This is a genomic window from Salipiger abyssi, from assembly GCF_001975705.1.
Lineage (GTDB): Bacteria > Pseudomonadota > Alphaproteobacteria > Rhodobacterales > Rhodobacteraceae > Salipiger > Salipiger abyssi.
The window spans coordinates 3,481,170-3,494,401 of record NZ_CP015093.1 but is presented as its reverse complement, the minus strand read 5'-3'; the positions used below and the strand labels follow the sequence as shown (position 1 = coordinate 3,494,401).

Genomic DNA, 13,232 nt, shown 5'->3' with positions numbered 1-13,232 from the left:
ATGCGTCAGAGCGGCCGCAACGCCTCCATGATCGAGCCTAACAGCCAGTCTCGGCTTGGTTCCGGTCAAGCAGTTTCGCGCAGAAAAGGAATGGTTACCCTGCGAGACTACGCCGGGGCCTGGCGCCAGGCGTCCGGCCCTCACTCCCCCCAACCCGCCGCAACCAGCAGCCGGACCAGCTCCGCCGCGCTGCCCGCGCCGAGCTTGTCCATGGCGTTGTGGCGGTGGATCTCCACCGTCTTCAGACTGATCCCCAGCTCAAACGCGATCTGTTTGTTCTGACGCCCGGCCATCACCGCGCGGGCGACCTCGGCCTCGCGGGCGGTCAGGCTGGCGACCTTCGCCAGCACCCCCGCCCGCGCCCGCGCCGCCGCCTGACGTTCGCGCGCCAGACGCAGCGCCTCGTTGAGGCGCTCGACCAGCGCCATGCCGTTCACCGGTTTCTCGAAGAAATCCATCGCCCCCGCGCGCATCGCCCGCACCGCCATGGGCACGTCGCCATGCCCGGTGATCATGATGACCGGCATCAGGCAGCCGCGGCGCTGCAACTCGTCCAGCAGCTCGAGCCCGGTCATGCCCGGCATGCGCACATCCGCGAGGATCACCCCCGGCACACTGTCATCGAGCCGGGCCAGCAGATCCGCCGCCGAGCCGTGATCGGCCACGCTCAGCCCCAGAGAGGAGAGCAGGAAGCCCAGCCCCTCGCGCGCCGCGCGGTCGTCGTCGACGATATGGATCACCGCGTCGCTCATGTCTCGTCCCTTTCCGGCAGCCAGACCAGCACACGCAAACCGTCGCCCTGCTCCGGCGTCTCCGCGCGCATCCAGCCGCCATGCGCCTCGACGATGGAGCGGCTGAGCGCCAGCCCCAGACCGATGCCCTCCGGCTTTGTGGTGTAGAAGGCTTCGGCGAAGCGGTCCAGCGCCTCCGGCCCCAGCCCGCAGCCCCGGTCGCGCACCGAAAGGCAGATCCCCGGCCCGCGCGTTGGATCCGTATGGCGCGCACAGCGCAGGGTGATCCGGCGCTCGTCGGGCACCGTGTCTTCCATGGCATCCACCGCGTTCTGCACCAGGTTCAGCAGCACCTGCTGGAGCTGCACCCGGTCGGCCATGACCTCGGGCAGATCCTTCTCCACCTGCATATCCGCCGACACGCCCGCGCGGCGCAGCACGCCCTCGTAAAGCGCCTCGGTCTCGCGCAGGAGCGTTCCAAGGGAGACCGGGGCGCGCTGGCTCTCGCGCTTGCGCACAAAGGCGCGGATGCGCTTGATCACCAGCGCGGCGCGGTCCGCCTGCCCGGCGATCTCGCCCGCCGCGCGGCCGAGATCCTCCGGTGCGCCATTGCCGGTTTGCAGCCGCATGCGCAGACCCTGCGCGTAGTTGGAGATCGCCGAGAGCGGCTGGTTCAGCTCATGCGCGATGGAGGACGCCATTTCGCCGAGGATCGACAGGCGGGCAACATGTTCCAGCTCGCGCCGGTGCAGCCGGTCGGCCTCCTCGGCGCGGCGGCGCTCGGCCATCTCGCGCTTGAGCCCCGCATTGGCGGCGTCGAGCGCCCGGGTGCGGCGGCGCACCAGCGTTTCGATGCGCACGGAATAGAGCGCCCAGAAGGCCAGCGCGATGGCGAGCGCGATCAGCCAGTCGCGGTAATCGGCGATGAAATCCGAAAGGCTCACCGGGCCGTTACGGGCGTAGGGGCCGATGCGCAGCCGGCGCAGCAGATCGTGCACCGGCTGGTAGTCCAGCGGCACGGTCCAGAGATCGCCCTCCTGCATGCTGAGCAGCGCCACGGCGACCTGCTTGGCAAGTCCAGGTGAGGTTCCAGGCGCCTTGGCGAAGGGCCAGCCGGGATAGACGGCGCTGGAGACCGCGCAGGCGGTCTCGGCGGCGGGCCTGGTGGCCACCGCGTGCAGCGGGCCGTAGCGCGCGGGATCCGCGCTGCGAAGCGTCTCCAGCAGGCAGCCGCGCAGCACCGCAGCGTCGGCCTCGCCGGCGAGCACCGCATCGGCGGCGCGCTGCATGGGAAAGCCGGTGACCACCAGCTCCACCCGTCCCGGCAGGCCGGCATCGACCGAAACCATCTCGTCCCAGATCACCTGAAAGCCGCCAAAGGCCTCGGGCGAGACCACCGCAAGCCGTTTGCCCGCCAGCGCGCCGATCCCCGCCATGGGCGCCTTTGCCACGAGGGTCGAGGCCACGGGATCGCCAGTCTCGGCGGTGGCGATGCGGCTGATATGAAAGCGATATTCCAGCGCCGCGTAATGGCCGGGATTGGTGATAACGAAATCCAGCGCCCCCGCCTCCAGTGCGGTTTCCAGCGCGGGGATGTCGAGCGCGACCAGTTCGAAACGATGCTCGGGAAGGGCTGCATTCAGCGCCGTCCCGGTGGCGTCCCAGCGGGCCAGCGCCGCGTCCTCTCCCATGAAGTCGAGCACGCCGATCTTCAGCGCGCGCTCGGGCTCGGCAGCGGCGGGCAGCGCCGCGAGGGCCAGCAGCAACAGGAAGGGGCGGAGGAGAGGCGGCACCGGGGATCCGTGAGAGGGAGCGTCGTGCAGGTTTGGATGCCAGGTTAGGCGGTCGGCGCGGGAGGGTCCAGAGAGGGCCTGTCGGGGCGATGCCGCAAGGTTCGGTGCCGGGGCCCGTGCGGTGGGCCGATTGCACAGCCTATAGGTCATGCGCGACCCGCCCCGGACTTGATCCGGGACCTCACCGCTTGCGCTGTCGAGGATCGTATCACCCGCGATGTTCCGCAACCGGAGGTCACTTTCGCGCCCCTGCCCGGCTCCCGTTCTGCGACCGCGAGGCAATGGCTCTGCACCCAGCGACGTCCCAACCATCGCTGCAAAAGAAAAAGGCGCCGCAAGCGATTGCGGCGCCTTCTCCCGATCAGATGCGGGCGCTCAGTGCGCGACGGCCCCTGCCGCGCTGCCCTCGGACTTGGCGAGGGCAGCGGCGGCCTCTTCGGCCTCCTCGTCCCACTCCACCGGCTCGGGCTTGCCGATCAGCGCGATCTCCAGCACCTCCGACACATGTTTGACGGGGATGATCTCCAGCCCCTCCTTCACATTGTCGGGCAGCTCGGCCAGATCCTTCTCGTTCTCTTCGGGAATGAGAACGGTCTTGATCCCGCCGCGCAGCGCCGCGAGCAGCTTTTCCTTCAGCCCGCCGATGGCGGAGGCATTGCCGCGCAGGGTGACCTCGCCGGTCATGGCGATGTCCTTGCGCACCGGCAGCCCGGTCAGCACCGAGACGATGGCCGTGACCATGGCCAGACCCGCCGAGGGGCCGTCCTTGGGCGTGGCACCGTCGGGCACGTGGACGTGGATATCCCACTTGTCGAAGCGCGGCGGCTTGACCCCGATCTGCGGCGCGATGGAGCGCACGTAGGACGAGGCCGCCTCAATGCTCTCCTTCATCACGTCGCCGAGTTTACCGGTGGTCTTCATCCGCCCCTTGCCGGGCAGTTTCAGCGCCTCGATATGCAGCAGGTCGCCGCCCACCGAGGTATAGGCAAGCCCGGTGACCACACCGACCTGGTTCTCGTCCTCGGCGAGACCGTAGCGGAACTTCCGCACGCCGAGGAAATCCGAGAGGTTCTCGGAGGTGACCTCGACCTTCTCGGCCTCCTTCTTGACGATCTTGGTAACCGCCTTCCGGGTCAGCCGCGCGATCTCGCGCTCGAGGTTCCGCACACCGGCCTCACGCGTGTAATAGCGCAGGATGTCGGTCAGCGCGCCATCGGTGACCGAGAACTCGCCCTTTTTCAGCCCATGCGCCTTGATCTGCTTGTCGAGCAGGTGACGCTTGGCGATTTCGAGCTTCTCGTCCTCGGTATAGCCCGAGAGCGGGATGATCTCCATCCGGTCGAGCAGCGGGCCCGGCATGTTGTAGGAGTTCGACGTGGTCACGAACATCACGTTAGACAGGTCGTATTCCACTTCGAGATAGTGGTCCACGAAGGTCGCGTTCTGTTCGGGGTCGAGCACCTCCAGCATCGCCGAGGCCGGGTCGCCACGGAAATCCTGCCCCATCTTGTCGATCTCGTCGAGCAGGATGAGCGGGTTCGTGGTCTTGGCCTTTTTCAGCGCCTGGATGATCTTGCCCGGCATCGAGCCGATGTATGTCCGGCGGTGGCCGCGGATCTCGGATTCGTCGCGCACGCCGCCAAGCGAGATGCGGATGAACTCCCGCCCGGTGGCCCGGGCCATCGACTTGCCAAGCGAGGTCTTACCGACACCCGGAGGGCCGACGAGGCAGAGGATCGGACCTTTGAGCTTTTGCGAGCGCGCCTGCACCGCCAGATATTCGACGATCCGCTCCTTCACCTTTTCAAGCGAATAGTGATCGTGATCCAGCACATCCTGGGCGCGGCCCAGATCCTTTTTCACCCGGCTCTTGGTGCCCCACGGGATGCTCAGCATCCAGTCGAGATAGTTGCGCACCACCGTGGCCTCGGCGGACATGGGCGACATGTTCCGCAGCTTCTTGAGCTCGGCATCGGCCTTTTCGCGCGCCTCTTTCGAGAGCTTGGTCTCGTTGATGCGCTCTTCGAGTTCGGCGACCTCATTCTGGCCGTCCTCGCCGTCGCCCAGCTCCTTCTGAATGGCCTTCATCTGCTCATTCAGATAATATTCGCGCTGGGTCTTCTCCATCTGGCTCTTGACGCGGGTCTTGATCTTTTTCTCGACCTGGAGAACCGACAGCTCTCCCTGCATCAGGCCATAGACCTTCTCCAGCCGCTCGGACACGGCGAGCGTCTCCAGAAGCTCCTGCTTCTGTTCCACCTCGATGCCAAGATGACCGGCGACGAGATCGGCGAGCTTTGCCGGCTCGGTGGTCTCGGAGACCGCCGAGAGCGCCTCTTCGGGGATGTTCTTCTTCACCTTGGCGTAGCGCTCGAACTCTTCGCCCACCGTGCGCACCAGCGCCTGGATCGCCGCCGGATCGCCCGGCATTTCGGTGATGTATTCGGCCTTCGCCTCGAAGAACACATCGTTTTCAATGTATTCGGTAATACGCACCCGCGCCTGCCCCTCGACCAGCACCTTCACGGTGCCATCGGGCAGCTTGAGCAGTTGCAGCACATTGGCGAGCACGCCGGCGCGATAGATGCCTTCGGATGCGGGATCGTCCACCGCCGGGTCGATCTGCGCGGCAAGCAGGATCTGCTTGTCGTCCGCCATCACCTCTTCCAGCGCCTTCACCGATTTCTCGCGCCCAACGAAGAGCGGCACGATCATATGCGGGAACACGACAATGTCGCGCAGCGGCAGCACCGGATAGGAGGAATTAAGAGCCTGTTGCATTTGCATTCCTTCGTCTTGGCAGGACGGCCCGGCCCCGGTTCTCCGGCAGCACCCGCCATCCCCTGTCTCGGAGGTTAAAGTGGGGTCACCGTGACGCGAAATCAACCTGACCCGACTCCGGTTCAAGCGAGCATGGCGAAACGGTGACCCGGGCGCAAGCGCCACTTGGCTCAGCGCCGCAGAGGGGCATTGCGCCTTCCGCAAGGGAAGGCCTCGTGCTATAAGGGCAAATATTTATTTCGTTGCACCCTATGGGAGTTTTTTATGACCAAAGCCCCCGCATTTTTCCGAACCGCCGCGATCGTCGTCGTCATGCTCGCCCTTCTGGCCACCGCCGCCGAGGTGATGCGCCCGACCCGAAGCTTCGAGTTGCAGACCGAAGCCCCCGAAACAGAGGCCGCCCGCGACCCGGGATCCATCGACTGGAGCGACCCGGCGGTGCTGAGCGAGCTGCGAACCGAAAGCGGCAACAGCTATGCGAACTCCGTAGGAGGCGGCAGCTCCTACGAGACCTACAGCTATTCCGGCGGCGCGATCGCCTCGGTGGATGACGACCCGCCACCACCGGTGATGCTGCCCGCGCCCGGCACAGAAGAGCCGATCCTGGTGCCGGCCCCCGAGGAAGAGGTCGCAAGCGCCAGTAGCGGCGGCGGCGAACGGCTGGAGATCATCGCCAGCCGGCTTTTTGTCGGCCCCGGTGAGGTGCCGCCCGAGGGCTATCTCGCCTATGGCATCCTGGCGTTTCCCGAGCGTCCGGAGGGCGATAGGCTGGCGCGCGGCATGATGTTCTGCAACGCCTTCCTCGGCACGATCCCGCACAGCTCCGAAATCGCGGTGCCGGTCGACAGCGAAAAGCAGGAGGTGGTGACGATCTGGCCGATGCGCACGCGCGGTCAGGCGGCGGAGGCCAACCGCATCGCCCGGTCGCGCACCTGCGAAAAGGCGGTGCCGAATTACGGGCTCTTCGAAGCGCAGCGCCATATCAAGGCGGCCATTGCCGCGGGCATCGACATCGCCGACGAACCCGGCCCTTTCCTGCTGGCCTGGGCGCCGGGATCGGGCTTTCCCAAGGAGAACGCGCGGGTGCTGATGGCCGATCTCAGCGATGTCTCCAGCGCCGGCGCCGCGCGCGAGCGGTTCCGCCGCTGGATGCGCCAGGTCGAGCGGCGCGAGGATTTCTGGACCGGCATGCCCCTGCACGAGCGCATCCGCCGCACTCTGCGCGACGCCGCCGACACCCATGGGCCGGCGATCTGGCGCGGCGCCAAGCTGTTCTTCGGTCTCGGCGGAAAGGAGAGCGGCGATGCTTGAGAAACTGAACTCCCTGCCCTCGGCGCTGATCGCGGCAGCGCTCTTCGCGCTCGGCATGCTGATCTATGTGGACCCGTTCACACCGGAGGGCGATATCGCCGTGGTGGTGGTCGCCGGGCTGCTGGGCGTGCTGATCTTTCGCGGCCTCTTTTGGCTGGCGGGCCGGCTCTTTGGCGGCAGCTCCCCGGCCAGCTCCTGAGACGGGCCTTTGAAACGCAACCGGCCGGCACCGTGAGGCGTCGGCCGGGAATTCCTGCACAGCAGACAGCCGCGCTCAGGCGGTTTCGTCTTCCAGCGTCGGGTAGTCGACATAGCCCTTGGCGCCACCGCCATAGAACGTGTCGCGGTCGGGCTCGTTCAGCGGCGCGTCGCGGAACAGCCGGTCGACCAGATCCGGGTTGCCGATGAAGGGCCGGCCAAAGGCCACCAGATCCGCCGCACCGTCGCGCACCGCCTCGATGGCCATGGCGCGGTCATAGCCGTTATTGGCCATATACGGCCCCTCGTAGAGCGCATGCAGCGCGGCAAAGCTCTGGCCCTCGGGCAGCTCGCGCGAGCCGCCGGTGGCGCCCTCGACCACATGCAGATAGGCCAGCCCGTAGGCGTTGAGCTTCGGCACCACATATTCGAAATCCGCCTGCGGATCCTCGTCGGAAATGCCGTTGGCGGGGCTGAAGGGCGAAAGGCGCAGCCCGGTGCGGTCGCCGCCGATCTCATCGGTCACCGCATCCAGCACTTCGAAGAGGAAACGCGCGCGGTTCTCGATGGACCCGCCATAGTCATCCTCGCGCTGGTTGGCGCCGGTCTTGAGGAACTGGTCGATCAGGTAGCCATTGGCACCGTGCACCTCGACCCCGTCGAAGCCGGCCTCGATGGCCAGCGCCGCGGCATGGCGGAAATCGGCGACGGTGGCGGCGATCTCCTCGACGCTCAGCGCACGCGGCTCGGAGGTCTTCTCGAACCCCGCCTGGGTAAAGGTCATGCTGTCGGCCGCGATGGCCGAGGGCGCCACCGGCGCCTGCCCGTCCGGTTGCAGCGAATTGTGCGAGATCCGCCCCACATGCCAGAGCTGCACGACGATCTTGCCGCCGGCCTCGTGCACCGCATCGGTGACGCGCTTCCAGCTCGCCACCTGCGCCTCGCTGTGGATGCCCGGGGTCTGGATATAGCCCTTGCCCACCGGCGAGATCTGCGTCGCCTCGGTGATCAGCAGCCCGGCGCCGGCGCGCTGGCGGTAATATTCCACATGCAGGTCGTTGACGCAGCCGGTTTCGTCATCGGCACGGTTGCGGGTGAGCGGGGCCATGACGATGCGGTTCTGCAACGCAATCGCTCCGGCGGCAAAGGGGGTAAAGAGTGCTTCGGTCATGACTGACGTCCTTTTCTTTCCAGGTCCGCGACGGGACACCACTGGGCAAGTCACCTAGGCGCTTTCTGCGCCGCCGCAATGACACGGGCCGCCGCTTCCCGCGCATTTCCCTCGAAAACCCGCCTTGTCGCCCATAATCCGGGCAGTTGCCGCCGGAATTCCGCGCCTCAGAGCGGCGGGATATCGCCCTCGGCGCGGCCCGCATGGAAATCGGCCTCCCATTCGGCAAAGCGCCCGCCGGCGATGGCCTCGCGCATGCCGGCCATGATGTCCTGGAAATATTGCAGGTTGTGCCAGCTCAGCAGCATGCCCGAGATCATCTCCTGCGCGCGGAACACATGGTGCAGATAGGCGCGGGAATAGCTGGTGCAGGCCGGGCAGGAGCAGTTTTCGTCCAGCGGGCGCGGGTCGTCCGCGTGGCGGGCGTTCTTGATGTTCACCACACCGTGGCGGGTAAAGACCTGCCCCGTGCGCCCGGAGCGCGTGGGCAGAACGCAATCCATCATGTCGATGCCGCGCTTGACCGCGCCGACAATGTCGTCGGGCTTGCCCACCCCCATGAGATAGCGCGGCTTGTCCTGCGGCAGGAACCCGGGCGCGTAATCGAGACAGGAGAACATCGCCTCCTGCCCCTCGCCCACCGCCAGACCGCCCACCGCGTAACCATCGAAGCCAATGGCGGTCAAAGCCTTGGCGCTCTCCTCGCGCATGTCGCGTTCCAGCCCGCCCTGCATGATCCCGAAAAGCATATGCCCGGGCCGGTCGCCAAAGGCATCGCGCGAGCGCTGCGCCCAGCGCATCGACAGCCGCATGCTCTCCTCGATGCGCTTGCGGTCGGCGGGCAGCGCCGGGCATTCGTCGAAAGCCATGACGATATCCGAGCCCAGCAGCCGCTGGATCTCCATCGAGCGCTCAGGCGAGAGCATGTGTTTCGAGCCGTCGATATGGCTCTTGAAGCTCACCCCCTCCTCGGTCAGCTTGCGCAGCCCGGCGAGGCTCATCACCTGAAAACCGCCGGAATCCGTGAGGATCGGGCGCTCCCAGTTCATGAACCTGTGCAGCCCCCCCAGCCGCGCGATGCGCTCGGCGGTCGGGCGCAGCATCAGGTGATAGGTGTTGCCCAGCAGGATGTCGGCACCGGTGGCGCGGACATTCTCGGGCAGCATCGCCTTGACCGTGGCGGCAGTGCCCACGGGCATGAAGGCGGGCGTGCGGATCTCGCCGCGCGGGGTCGAGATCACGCCGGTGCGGGCGGCGCCATCGGTGGCGGTGAGGCTGAAGGATGCGGTGCTCATGGCCGTCCCTCTGCCGCAAAGCGCGGGCTTTGCCAAGCCCGGAGGCGGGCAGCCCGAAAATGCCGCGCATTTGAAATTTGAAGCCCGCGTTCACGTTTCAGGCGGAGTCTGAGTGTAACCGCAACCTTTGGGAGTATCCGAGATGATCCGTGTTTTCGCGCTCGCCTTCGCCGCCGCCACGCTCTTTGCCCTGCCCGCAGCCGAGGCCGGCAACGGGTTTTTCGGCGGCAAACACAAGAGCCTGCAATCCAACGCCCGCAATCCCAGCCCCGGCGCTGGCTATCAAGGGCAGACCTATGTCACCCCCGGCGGCTGTTCCTATTCCCGCGCCCAGGTGCCCGGCTACAAACCGACCTGGCACCTGATCCTCAATGGCGCCGAGATCGGGCTCACCAACGCCCACCGCCGCTGCCCGACCATGCTGGGCGATTACGAACGGCTTTGAAGCCTTCGCAGGCGTCAGTAGTGATAACGAAGCTGCGCGATTTCCAGAGATTGGTCTTCGCCCGCCCCGCGAACACGGTACACCATGCGGTGTTCGCGGGTTATGCGACGCGACCACCATCCCGAGAGATCTCCCCTCAGCGGTTCGGGTTTGCCCGCGCCATGAAAGGGAGATCGGCGCGCTTCTTTTATCAGCGCGTTGATCCGTTGGAAGAGCTTCGGATCGGTGTGGTGCCAGTGAAGATAATCTTCCCAGGCTGCATCAGAAAATATCAGCCTCATCGTCGATCAAGTCTCGATCTCTGCCCTGCTCGGCGTCGAGCTGGGCAATAGCGTCCCGCAGCCGGGCGGCGTTCCGGGGCGAGGAAAGAAGGTGCAGCGTCGATTGGATCGAGTCCCACTCTTCTTTTCCAACGATCACCACAGCCTCCTGCCCCGCGCGCGTGACGACGGTTTCGGTTTTGTCGTGGATCGCATGATCCATAACTGCTTTTAGATGCTTACGGGCATCCGTATAGGTCAGGATGTTCATTTTGGGTGCTTGGGTGCTTGGGTGCTTGGGTGCCTCCAATATGTACAATTTCCGGTACAAGTCAATGTTGTTCTTGTCTGTGCCAGTCGTCTGAAAGACCATTTCACCGCAGCTCAGACCGTTCCGCCCTCCCCCCTCCCCGATCAACTCCACCACAACCCCCGCGAGGCGCCCGGCAACGGGCAAGGAGCGGCGCCGCTGCACCACCGCGCGACAAACGCGCCTTGCCCGATTGCGCGGGCGCGCGCGACGCGCCACTCTCCACGCCATGAGCAGCAACAACGATACGGGCGGCAAGCGCCCGACCTGGCCCGGCGGGATCGCCGCCGTGCTGACCCAAATGGAGGGACGGCGCGACGCCTTCACCTATGCCGAGACCGAGGCGCCACCCGCCGCCGATCTCGACCTCGCGCCGCTGGCCGCGCGCATCGTCACCGATCCCGATGACGACCCCGCCGAGGCGCCGCCCTTCCGCTCCTCCTATCACCGCAAGCGCCACGCGCTGCGCAAGGAACTGACCGGCGAAAGCGAGCTGGTGTTTCTGAACGCACTCCTCGTCGCGCATCTGCGCAAGCGCGACTTCCCCGCGCATATCCCCGCGCTGTTCCAGCGGCTCTGGGCGGAACAGGGCCCGCATCTGCTGGATCACCTCAACCAGCGCTGGCTGGTCTCTGCCATCACCACTTTCGGCGATCACGGTACCACGCCGACGCAGCGCTCGGTCGGGCTCGCGCTCACCGTGCTCTTCGGCACGATGAAGCTCTACGAGAGCGAGCGGCTCTATTCCGGCCTCAACGCCGACCGGGCCTTTGCGCTCGACCAGAAGGCGCGCGGCCCGCTGCCGATGGAGATGGACGCCTATGCCATCGCCAATGGCGGGCTCGACGTGAACATGATCGGGCGGCTCTGGACCGAGGCCGAGGACGATCCGGTGATCCGCCCTCTCGCCCATCACCTGCTCGATCTGCTGATCCATGACGAGCGCACGCTGTTCCGCCGCCTCATGACCATGCGCGCCCGCAAATCCCGCACCGATGCGCGCAAGGCGCCCGCGACGCCCAAGCGCGGCGACAACCCCGCGCCGGTGCCCGCGGCGCAGCGCGGCCTCACGCCCGAAACCTTGCGCTGGGGCCTCGTCTCGACCATCCGCGCGCCGCTGCCGCAGATCGCCCGTTTCGCCGCGCATCACATCGAGCTGGGCGCCGAGGCGCTGCATATCTATCTCGACGCGCCCGAGGCCGAGACCGTGGCGTTCCTCTCGCGCCACCCCCGCATCCACGTCACCCAATGCGACGCCGCCTATTGGCAGGCCAGTGGCAAGCCGCGCATGGAGGCGCACCAACTGCGCCAGGCGCATAACGCCACCCGCGCCCTGCGCGAGACCGCAGACAGCCTGCACTGGCTCGGCCATATCGATGTCGACGAGTTCCTGCTGCCCGACCGCCCCGTGTCCGGGATCCTCGCCGATATCTCTCCCCGCCACGCGCTGGCCCGCATCGCCCCCGCCGAGGCGCTGGCGCGGGACGATGGCCCGCCGCAGCATTTCAAGCTGACCCACCGCCAGGCCGGCCAGCCGAAAGCGGTGTTGCAGGAGATCTACCCCACCTTCGGGCTGCATCTCTATGGCGGGTTTCTAAGCCACAGCTCGGGCAAGGTCTTTGCCCGCACCGGCATTCCCGACACGCGCCTCGGCATCCACACGCTGAAATATCGCGGCGAGGAGGCCAGCAACCGCGCCAAGCCCGCCGACATCCACCTCGCGCATCTGCACGCGCCGAGCTGGGAACATTTCCTCACCCATCTCGCCTTTCGCCGCGACAAGGGCTCTTACCGCGCGCGCTCCTCACGGCCCGAGATGGGACAGGCCGATCTCATCGGGTTTCTCGCCGAGGAAGAGGGCGAGGCCGGGCTGCGGCTGCTCTTTGACGAGGTCTGCGCCGATACGCCGGAGCTGCGCGAAAAACTCGCCGCGCATGACATGCTGCTGAGCCGCGATTTCGATCCCGACGCCGCCGTGGCGCGGGTCTTCGGGGCGCGGCCATGATCCGCTGGGGCACCGTCACCACCACCAATGCCGCCCTGCCCGAGATCCTCGACTTCGCCGCCTGGCATCTGGAGCTCGGCGCGCACCGGATCTATCTCTATCTCGACGTCGACATGCCCGAGGCGCAGGCGGTGCTTTCCGCCCATCCCAAGCTGCGGGTCTTCCGCACCGATGACGCCTGGTGGGAAAAGCGCAACGGGCGTCCGAAGAAACATCAGGTGCGTCAGGGCGCCAATGCCCGCCACGCCAACAACCGCAAGCCGGAGGTGGACTGGCTCGCCCATATCGACACCGACGAGTTCCTGCTGCCCGACCGACCGCTGGCCGAGCAGCTCGCCGCCCTGCCCGAAACCTGCCTCTGCGCCCGGGTGAGGCCCGTCGAGGCGCTGGCCACCGCCCCGGGCGAGGAGGTGGCCTTCAAGGCCTTCCATCTCGATCAGAGCACCCGCCAGCGCGCCGCCGAGGCCTGCTTTGCCGAATGGGGCCGGCATCTCTCGGGCGGGTTCCTCAGCCATGTGGCCGGCAAGCTGTTCTTCCGCCCCGGCACCAAGGGGTTGCAGATCAAGATCCACAATGTGCAGCTCGACGGCGTATCGAACCCCGGCGAAGAGCCGCTGCCCGAGACCGAGCTGGGCCATTTCCACGCCGCCGACTGGGCGCATTTCCTGCGCCTCTACCGCTTCCGGCTGGTGCAGGGCTCCTACCGGGCCGAGCTGAAACCGCAGGTCCGCCAGAGCGGCGCAGTCAACCTGCACGATCTCTTTGCGATGATCGAGGCGGAGGGCGGCGAGACGGCGCTGCGGCGCTTTTACGACGAGGTCTGCACCGCAACGCCGGCGCTGACCGAGCGGCTCGCGGCGCACGGGCTGCTGCGGCGCCACCGCATGGATCTGCCCGCGCTGCGCGACAAGCATTTCCCCGGGGTCTGAGCG

General features: G+C 66.7%; 12 protein-coding genes. 5 read left to right on the top strand and 7 right to left on the bottom strand.

Annotated features, from left to right (window positions below):
* Nucleotides 1–140: 140 nt before the first annotated feature.
* From Ga0080574_RS26810 to lon, 3 genes are all read right to left on the bottom strand, one after another.
* Nucleotides 141–752 carry a response regulator transcription factor gene (locus Ga0080574_RS26810; protein WP_076703875.1) on the bottom strand — a complete coding sequence of 204 codons (612 nt, stop codon included), beginning with the start codon at nucleotides 750–752 and terminating at the stop codon, nucleotides 141–143.
* Nucleotides 749–2,524 carry a sensor histidine kinase gene (locus Ga0080574_RS20590; protein WP_198039752.1) on the bottom strand — a complete coding sequence of 592 codons (1,776 nt, stop codon included), beginning with the start codon at nucleotides 2,522–2,524 and terminating at the stop codon, nucleotides 749–751. The genes Ga0080574_RS26810 and Ga0080574_RS20590 overlap by 4 nt, the downstream gene beginning before the upstream one ends.
* A gap of 375 nt (nucleotides 2,525–2,899) precedes the next feature.
* Nucleotides 2,900–5,305: an endopeptidase La gene (lon, locus tag Ga0080574_RS20585; protein ID WP_076703874.1), complete on the bottom strand. Its 2,406-nt coding sequence runs from the start codon at nucleotides 5,303–5,305 to the stop codon at nucleotides 2,900–2,902.
* Nucleotides 5,306–5,569: 264 nt separating this feature from the next.
* Between lon and Ga0080574_RS20580 the strand changes: the two genes are divergently transcribed.
* The gene (locus Ga0080574_RS20580) at nucleotides 5,570–6,616 is read left to right on the top strand and encodes a hypothetical protein (RefSeq protein WP_076703873.1); all 1,047 of its coding nucleotides are present in this window, start codon (nucleotides 5,570–5,572) and stop codon (nucleotides 6,614–6,616) included.
* Nucleotides 6,609–6,815, top strand: a complete 207-nt coding sequence (locus Ga0080574_RS20575) for a hypothetical protein (RefSeq protein ID WP_076703870.1) — start codon at nucleotides 6,609–6,611, stop codon at nucleotides 6,813–6,815. The genes Ga0080574_RS20580 and Ga0080574_RS20575 overlap by 8 nt, the downstream gene beginning before the upstream one ends.
* A 75-nt stretch (nucleotides 6,816–6,890) precedes the next feature.
* Here Ga0080574_RS20575 and Ga0080574_RS20570 read toward each other — a convergent pair whose 3' ends face one another.
* Together Ga0080574_RS20570 and tgt are read right to left on the bottom strand one after the other, a co-directional pair.
* Nucleotides 6,891–7,985 (bottom strand): alkene reductase, encoded by a 1,095-nt coding sequence (locus Ga0080574_RS20570; protein ID WP_076703867.1) that lies wholly within the window; start codon nucleotides 7,983–7,985, stop codon nucleotides 6,891–6,893.
* A 167-nt stretch (nucleotides 7,986–8,152) separates the two neighbouring features.
* The gene (tgt, locus tag Ga0080574_RS20565) at nucleotides 8,153–9,280 is read right to left on the bottom strand and encodes a tRNA guanosine(34) transglycosylase Tgt (protein WP_076703864.1); all 1,128 of its coding nucleotides are present in this window, start codon (nucleotides 9,278–9,280) and stop codon (nucleotides 8,153–8,155) included.
* Between the two features lie 142 nt (nucleotides 9,281–9,422).
* Between tgt and Ga0080574_RS20560 the strand changes: the two genes are divergently transcribed.
* Nucleotides 9,423–9,725 carry a hypothetical protein gene (locus Ga0080574_RS20560; protein ID WP_076703861.1) on the top strand — a complete coding sequence of 101 codons (303 nt, stop codon included), beginning with the start codon at nucleotides 9,423–9,425 and terminating at the stop codon, nucleotides 9,723–9,725.
* A 14-nt stretch (nucleotides 9,726–9,739) separates the two neighbouring features.
* Here Ga0080574_RS20560 and Ga0080574_RS20555 read toward each other — a convergent pair whose 3' ends face one another.
* Together Ga0080574_RS20555 and Ga0080574_RS20550 are read right to left on the bottom strand one after the other, a co-directional pair.
* A complete protein-coding gene (locus Ga0080574_RS20555) occupies nucleotides 9,740–10,006 on the bottom strand; it encodes a Txe/YoeB family addiction module toxin (RefSeq protein ID WP_076703858.1) in 267 nt (88 codons plus the stop codon).
* Nucleotides 9,987–10,256, bottom strand: a complete 270-nt coding sequence (locus Ga0080574_RS20550; protein WP_076706083.1) for a type II toxin-antitoxin system Phd/YefM family antitoxin — start codon at nucleotides 10,254–10,256, stop codon at nucleotides 9,987–9,989. The genes Ga0080574_RS20555 and Ga0080574_RS20550 overlap by 20 nt, the downstream gene beginning before the upstream one ends.
* A gap of 268 nt (nucleotides 10,257–10,524) precedes the next feature.
* Here Ga0080574_RS20550 and Ga0080574_RS20545 point away from each other — a divergent pair, with 268 nt between their 5' ends.
* Both Ga0080574_RS20545 and Ga0080574_RS20540 read left to right on the top strand, forming a co-directional pair.
* The gene (locus tag Ga0080574_RS20545) at nucleotides 10,525–12,300 is read left to right on the top strand and encodes a glycosyltransferase family 2 protein (RefSeq protein ID WP_076703855.1); all 1,776 of its coding nucleotides are present in this window, start codon (nucleotides 10,525–10,527) and stop codon (nucleotides 12,298–12,300) included.
* Nucleotides 12,297–13,229, top strand: coding sequence for a glycosyltransferase family 2 protein (locus tag Ga0080574_RS20540; protein ID WP_076703852.1), 933 nt, complete (start codon nucleotides 12,297–12,299; stop codon nucleotides 13,227–13,229). The genes Ga0080574_RS20545 and Ga0080574_RS20540 overlap by 4 nt, the downstream gene beginning before the upstream one ends.
* Nucleotides 13,230–13,232 lie beyond the last annotated feature (3 nt).

Coding starts and splice junctions, on each gene's coding strand:
- Ga0080574_RS20575 (WP_076703870.1), top strand. CDS start 6,609: ATGCTTGAGAAACTGAACTCCCTGCCCTCGGCGCTGATCGCGGCAGCG.
- lon (WP_076703874.1), bottom strand. CDS start 5,305: ATGCAACAGGCTCTTAATTCCTCCTATCCGGTGCTGCCGCTGCGCGAC.
- Ga0080574_RS20555 (WP_076703858.1), bottom strand. CDS start 10,006: ATGAGGCTGATATTTTCTGATGCAGCCTGGGAAGATTATCTTCACTGG.
- Ga0080574_RS20570 (WP_076703867.1), bottom strand. CDS start 7,985: ATGACCGAAGCACTCTTTACCCCCTTTGCCGCCGGAGCGATTGCGTTG.
- tgt (WP_076703864.1), bottom strand. CDS start 9,280: ATGAGCACCGCATCCTTCAGCCTCACCGCCACCGATGGCGCCGCCCGC.
- Ga0080574_RS20540 (WP_076703852.1), top strand. CDS start 12,297: ATGATCCGCTGGGGCACCGTCACCACCACCAATGCCGCCCTGCCCGAG.
- Ga0080574_RS20545 (WP_076703855.1), top strand. CDS start 10,525: ATGAGCAGCAACAACGATACGGGCGGCAAGCGCCCGACCTGGCCCGGC.
- Ga0080574_RS20550 (WP_076706083.1), bottom strand. CDS start 10,256: ATGAACATCCTGACCTATACGGATGCCCGTAAGCATCTAAAAGCAGTT.
- Ga0080574_RS20560 (WP_076703861.1), top strand. CDS start 9,423: ATGATCCGTGTTTTCGCGCTCGCCTTCGCCGCCGCCACGCTCTTTGCC.
- Ga0080574_RS26810 (WP_076703875.1), bottom strand. CDS start 752: ATGAGCGACGCGGTGATCCATATCGTCGACGACGACCGCGCGGCGCGC.
- Ga0080574_RS20580 (WP_076703873.1), top strand. CDS start 5,570: ATGACCAAAGCCCCCGCATTTTTCCGAACCGCCGCGATCGTCGTCGTC.